This window comes from Streptomyces sp. NPDC006265 (assembly GCF_040613555.1).
Lineage (GTDB): Bacteria > Actinomycetota > Actinomycetes > Streptomycetales > Streptomycetaceae > Streptomyces.
Map to the genome: position 1 here is coordinate 1 of NZ_JBEXSH010000590.1, position 5,741 is coordinate 5,741.

9 protein-coding genes and 1 pseudogene are annotated in these 5,741 nt (G+C 70.6%); all 10 read left to right on the plus strand.

Annotated features, from left to right (window positions below):
- Positions 1-192 precede the first annotated feature (192 nt).
- Positions 193-678 (plus strand): annotated as a pseudogene (locus ABZ281_RS34660) (FtsK/SpoIIIE domain-containing protein); the annotation flags it as partial.
- A gap of 84 nt (positions 679-762) precedes the next feature.
- Positions 763-1,443, plus strand: a complete 681-nt coding sequence (locus ABZ281_RS34665) for a DUF2637 domain-containing protein (RefSeq protein WP_356662018.1) — start codon at positions 763-765, stop codon at positions 1,441-1,443.
- A 17-nt stretch (positions 1,444-1,460) separates the two neighbouring features.
- Positions 1,461-1,661: a hypothetical protein gene (locus ABZ281_RS34670; RefSeq protein WP_142163879.1), complete on the plus strand. Its 201-nt coding sequence runs from the start codon at positions 1,461-1,463 to the stop codon at positions 1,659-1,661.
- Position 1,662: 1 nt separating this feature from the next.
- Positions 1,663-1,854 carry a mobile element transfer protein gene (locus tag ABZ281_RS34675; RefSeq protein ID WP_142163880.1) on the plus strand — a complete coding sequence of 64 codons (192 nt, stop codon included), beginning with the start codon at positions 1,663-1,665 and terminating at the stop codon, positions 1,852-1,854.
- 9 nt (positions 1,855-1,863) lie between these two features.
- Positions 1,864-2,019, plus strand: coding sequence for a hypothetical protein (locus ABZ281_RS34680; protein ID WP_142163881.1), 156 nt, complete (start codon positions 1,864-1,866; stop codon positions 2,017-2,019).
- 24 nt (positions 2,020-2,043) lie between these two features.
- Positions 2,044-2,367 carry a SpdD-like protein gene (locus ABZ281_RS34685; protein ID WP_356662020.1) on the plus strand — a complete coding sequence of 108 codons (324 nt, stop codon included), beginning with the start codon at positions 2,044-2,046 and terminating at the stop codon, positions 2,365-2,367.
- 88 nt (positions 2,368-2,455) lie between these two features.
- On the plus strand, positions 2,456-2,638 hold the full coding sequence (locus ABZ281_RS34690; protein WP_142163883.1) for a hypothetical protein: 183 nt from the start codon (positions 2,456-2,458) through the stop codon (positions 2,636-2,638).
- Positions 2,631-3,995: a replication initiator protein RepSA gene (repSA, locus tag ABZ281_RS34695; protein ID WP_356662022.1), complete on the plus strand. Its 1,365-nt coding sequence runs from the start codon at positions 2,631-2,633 to the stop codon at positions 3,993-3,995. Before ABZ281_RS34690 ends, repSA begins: the two co-directional genes overlap by 8 nt.
- Entirely contained in the window at positions 3,992-4,189 is a 198-nt protein-coding gene (locus tag ABZ281_RS34700) for a helix-turn-helix domain-containing protein (RefSeq protein ID WP_097216680.1), read from the plus strand. Before repSA ends, ABZ281_RS34700 begins: the two co-directional genes overlap by 4 nt.
- On the plus strand, positions 4,189-5,583 hold the full coding sequence (locus ABZ281_RS34705; RefSeq protein WP_356662024.1) for a site-specific integrase: 1,395 nt from the start codon (positions 4,189-4,191) through the stop codon (positions 5,581-5,583). The genes ABZ281_RS34700 and ABZ281_RS34705 overlap by 1 nt, the downstream gene beginning before the upstream one ends.
- Positions 5,584-5,741 lie beyond the last annotated feature (158 nt).

Genomic DNA, 5,741 nt, shown 5'->3' on the forward strand with positions numbered 1-5,741 from the left:
CTTCAAGGCCGGCCTGTTCCTCGGCGCCGGCTCGGTCATGCACGGCATGAACGACGAGGTCGACATGCGCCGCTACGGCGGCCTGCGGAAGTACAGCCCCGTCCACGACGTCGGACAGGTGGTGGACCACCGCCACGAAGGACAGGCCCAGGCGTCGGCCGAACTTCAGCAGGCGCTGGAAGAGCTGGGCCCGAACTCGCCCTGTTCGCTTCGAAGGAGGAGGAGAAGCGCCGGGACCGGATCATCACCGCCCTGGTCCGTCTCGCCCAGCTCGGCCGTGCGGCCGGCATCTACCTGGAGATCTGCGGGCAGCGCTTCGGCTCCGAACTCGGCAAGGGAATCACCATGCTCCGCGCCCAGCTCACCGGCCGCACCGCCCACCGCGTCAACGACGAGACATCCGCGAACATGGCCTTCGGCGACATCTCCCCGGACGCCGTCCTGGCCGCCATCCAGATACCCGCCGAGACACGCGGCATCGCGATCGCCGGTGACTCCACCGGTGGCTGGCACCGCATCCGCGCCCCGCACACCTCGCTGCGGCACGCCGTGAACACCTGCAACAAGTACGCCGACCGCACCCCCGACGTGCCCGCCCTGGCGGCCTACCGGCCCGCGGCTGGCCCGTTGCCCTCGGCCCGGGGGCCGCTGTCCAAGACAGCCCCCGCCACCGCCTGACCCTTCCCCCGCTTCACCGGTGGGCGCGACCGCTTCGCGCCAGGTCCCTACCCCCGCCATGCCTCATCACAGGAAGGAGCCGTGATGGCCCGCCCCGCTCTCCGCGTCGATGCCGTCCTGGTCCAGGCCGTCATTGCCGGGGCGCTGTCCTTCGCTCACCTCCACGACCTGGCCGCCGCTGCCGGACAGGACGGCTGGAAAGCCTGGGCCTACCCGATCAGCGTCGATCTGCTCCTGGTCGCCTCCTGGCGGCGGCTGCGCTCCGACGGACCGTCCCGGCTGGCCTGGTGCTGGTTCGTGATCGCCCTGGTCGCCTCGCTCGGTGCCAACGTCGCCACCGCCGGACTCCTCGACCTGACCGACGTCCCGGCATGGCTGCGGATCCTGGTCGCCGCCTGGCCCGCCCTGGCCTTCATGGGCGGCACGCTGCTCGCCCACTCCACCACCGACCGGGTGCCGGATCCGCCGGCACCTGCAGCCCCGGTCACCGAGCCGCATCCTGAGCCGGTTACCGAGACCGAACCAGTGCGTGAGCCCGAGCTGGCCCCAGCGGTCGACGACACTCCTGCACTCCCGGCTGCCGAACCCGCACCGGCCGAGCCCGCTCCCGCTGTGCCGGTCCCTGCCGCGCTGGTCGACCACGCCCGCAAGGTCGCCGACGACCACCACGCCCGCACCCGTACGCCGATCGACACCGACACCCTGCGCGCCCGCCTCGGCGTCCCACCCCAGCTCGCCGACGCCATCGCCGCCCAACTCACCTGACACCGACGGGAGACGCCATGACCAGTGATCCGGCCGACCTGACCGCCGCCGATCACCTCGACGCCGCCCGCGAGATGGCCGCCGCGAACCGGCCCTTCCTCGCGTACCTGCTCGCCGAGGAAGCCGCCCGCCGCACCGCCGACCCGGCCACGGCCGCTGGCATCCGCGCTGCCTTCCCCGACCCCACCTCGACCACGAACCGAGAGGAGACCGACTGACATGCCCGCTCGTGACCACTTCCACTCCGTGATGCGGATCGGCCCGGTGCAGATCGGCACCCACCGCGACCGGCACGGCCAGACCAAGTACGCCGCCGTGTGCACCTCGGACCGGTGCGGCTGGTCCTCCGACTACTCCAGCCGGTCCGCCGCCCAGCTCGCCGCCCGCACCCACCGCTGCCGCGTCCGCTAGGAGGCCACCATGCAGGTTCCGCTCTGGCTCGCGCTGCTCGTCGTCGGCTACCTCGGCGTCAAGCTCATCCGCCCGCCCGCCTGGCTCATCGCCGTCCTGCTGCTCGGCGGCTTCCTCCTCGCCGACAGCGTCCTGGCCCCCGCCATCGACACCTTCGTCAAGTAACCACCCCAGAAGGGAGAACCGCCGATGTTCCGTCCGAAGATCCCGACCATGCCCACACCGACCGGCCACGTCAGCCCGCCCGCCGTGGTCGAACCGACCACCATCGTCCCGGCCGTCCAGAACTCGCAGCCCTCCCCGGCGGCTCCGGCGCCCGCGCCGTCCCGGCCGACGGTGCAGCTCACTCCCGGGACCGCGCTCGCCCTTGTCGGCGGCGGCACCGCCGTGGTCCTGGTCGTCGGCGCCGTCCTGGTCTCCATGCTGCTCGCGGTCGCCATCACCGGCGCCTCGGTCGCCGTCTGCGCCGTCGTCCTGCGCTCGCTCCTTGCCTCGGAGACGAAGCGCCGCTGACCGGCCCCCGGAGCGGCCTCAACCGCCAAGTCTCGTCCGCTCCGGGCGCCGTCCCTGTCCGATCTCGCAACCGGAAGGAACACCCAGCATGACGCACCGCACCACGCCGGCGGCCCGCATCTGCCCCAACTGCGACGGCTTCGCCACCGCCGCCATCACCACCGGCGGACGCGACCAGCACGGCCACCGGCACACCATCACCGCCAACTGCCCGGCCTGCCTCGGCCAGGGCACCGTCCCCGCCCGAGTCCGGGAGGGTGCACGTGCCTGACCTGCTCGACCCGACCACCCTCGGCGACCTGCTGAGGGTGGCTTCGGCCCCTGACTACCACCGCTGGCACGAGCAGATCCGCCGCACCGGCGGCTGCGCCGACCCCATCCACCTCACCGGCTGGACCCTCACCAAGGACAAGACCACCGGCGAAACCCTGCACCACTACACCACCGCCAACGAGCCGGGCGGACGCCTTCGCGTCGCATGCGGCAACCGACGGGCTTCGCGCTGCCCCTCCTGCGCCTGGACCTACGCGGGCGACACCTACCACCTCATACGCGCCGGACTCGCCGGAGACGACCGACGCGACATCCCCGCCACCGTCCGCGACCACCCCCGGGTCTTCGCCACCCTCACGGCTCCGTCATTCGGCCCGGTCCACAACCGGCCCGACCGGGGCGTCTGCCGCTGCGGTACTCGTCACGCCCCGGATGCCCCTGAGCTGGGCACCGCCCTGGACCCGGCGACGTACGACTACGCGGGCGCGGTGCTGTTCAACAACCACGCCGGACAGCTCTGGCAGCGCTTCACCAACCGGCTCCGCCGCGAGATAGCCGCCCGCGCCGGCATCACCCAACGCGAGCTGAAGGAGTGCGCCCGCCTCTCTTACGGCAAAGTCGCTGAGTTTCAGAAGCGCGGCGCCCTTCACTTCCACGCGGTGATCCGCATCGACGGCCCCGACGGCCCCGAGACCGCCCCGCCCTCCTGGGCCACCGTCGACCTCCTCGCCGACGCGATCCGAGCAGCTGCCGCGCACTCCTACACCTCGGTCTCCGTCCCCGCCACCGAGGGCCAACCGGCCCGCACCTTTCGCTGGGGCACCCAGCTCGACGTCCGGCCCGTGAAGGCCTTCGGCGACGGCTCCCACATCACCGAACAGGCCGTCGCCTCCTACGTGGCGAAGTACGCCACCAAGGCCGCTGAGAACACCGGCACCCTCGACCGCCGCATCGGCGAACTCGCCGAACTCGACCGCCACGGCGTCCCGGACCACACCCGCCGCCTCATCGAGGCCTGCAAGCAGCTCGACCCGCTCTACCCGGACCGGCGCCTGTGGGCCTGGGCTCACATGCTCGGCTTCCGCGGCCACTTCTCCTCAAAGTCCCGCCGCTACTCCACCACCCTCGGCGAACTCCGGCAGGCCCGCGCCGACTTCCGCGCCGCCCAGGAACGCGAAGCGCTCGGCCTGGAGGACGTCGAGCCGGACACGGTCCTGATCCTGGCCGACTGGCAATACGCCGGACACGGCCACACCCCCGGCGAATCCGCCCTCGCCGCAACCATCGCCCGCGACCTCCAGCTCAACCGCGAAACCGCCCGCGAAGCCTTGCTCAGCGAAGGGAGCAGTACATGACCACGGCCACCAGATCGCGCACCATGCTCACCCTCGCGGAGGTCTGCGAGGAACTGGCCATCTCGCGCTCGACCTTCTACGACTGGCGGGCCAAGCGCCGCGCACCGCGCTGCATCAAGCTCCCGAACGGCGACCTCAGAATCCGGCGGAGCGACCTCGATCACTGGCTTGACGACCGTGAGGACGCCGCCTGATGGAGACGACGTACGACGTGAAGGTCTACAAGATCCTCACCTACAAGGGCGCCCGGAAGACCACATACACCGTGCGCTGGGTGGTCGCGGGGAAGCGTTGGCGTGAGCCCTTCGACACCGTCGCCCTCGCCGAGGGCTTCCGCTCCGAACTCATCCGGGCCACTGGCAAGGGCGAGGCGTTCGTCATCGCCACGGGGCTCCCGGTCTCCCACCGCTCCAAGTCGGCTGCCATGAGCTGGTACAAGTTCGCCGTCGAGTACGTGGATGCCCGCTGGCCTCAGCTGGGCGGCAACAGCCGTAAGAACATGGCCAAGACCCTGACGGCGACCACCATCGCGCTGCTGCGGGCCAAGCCCACCCAGTTCGCGCCTGCCGCCGTGCGCACCGCTCTGCGTGAGTGGGCGTTCAACACCAACCGACGCCCCGACGCACCCCGAGACGTGGTGGCCATCCTCCGATGGGTCGAGCGAAACTCCTTGCCCATCTCGGCCTGGGAGGACCCGGAGAAGGTCGACCACGTCCTACGCGCCATCGACACGCGCCTAGATGGCAAGCAAGCGGCGGCTTGGTCCCGCAAGCGCAACCGCCGGATCCTCAACGTCGCCATGAAGTACGCGATCCGGCGGCGCATCCTAAGGACCAACCCGCTTCCCAAGGGCAAGGAGTCGACGGCCGTTGTAAAGACCACGAATGCCGTGGACAAACGGTCCCTGCTGAACCCGGAGCAAGCGGCGGCAATCCTCGACTGGATACGGCGCCGGCCACGCGGCGGCGAGCGACTTCACGCCTTCTTCGCCACGCTGTACTACTGCGGTCCCCGGCCCGAGGAGGCCGTAGCGATGCGAGTGGAGGACGTGACCCTGCCCGAGCCCGACGCTGCCGACCAGTGGTGCGAGCTGCTGATCCACACCGCGACCCCCGAGGTCGGAAAGCAGTGGACAGACACGGGGGAGATCCACGAACAACGCGACCTGAAAGGCCGTGCGGAGGGTGAGACCCGCACTGTCCCGGGGCATCCCGCCCTCACGCGCATCCTGCGGCAGCACATCGAGGACGAAGAGCTCAAGCCAGGTGACCTGCTGTTCCAAGGCGAGTCGGGCGGCATCCTCGCCGGTTCCGTCATCCGTCGAGCGTGGCGCAACGCCCGAAAGGCCGTACTGCCCCCGCACGTCTTCGAGTCACCCACCGGACGGCGTGTCTACGACAACCGGAACACGCGACTGACGAAGTGGCTGAATGACGGCATCCCGCCCGCCCAGGTGGCCGAGTGGGCCGGAAACAGTGTTGCCGTGCTCCTGGCGACCTACGCCCGCTGCGTTGAGGGTCAGCTGCCCGACCTGAAGAGGCGGCTCGAAGCTGCCGGAGATCTCCCCGAGCGGCCGTCCGCCGACTGACCTCGCGGCCCGCAGAAACTTCGACACGTATTCGACACGGCCACCCGCAAAAACCCGGTAACAGCCGGACAGCCCCGGAGCCCGCCCTTGATTATCAAGGGGGAGTCCGGGGCTTCGTCGTACCGGCTGGCATGTGCCCTGACCAGCAAAAAGCCCTC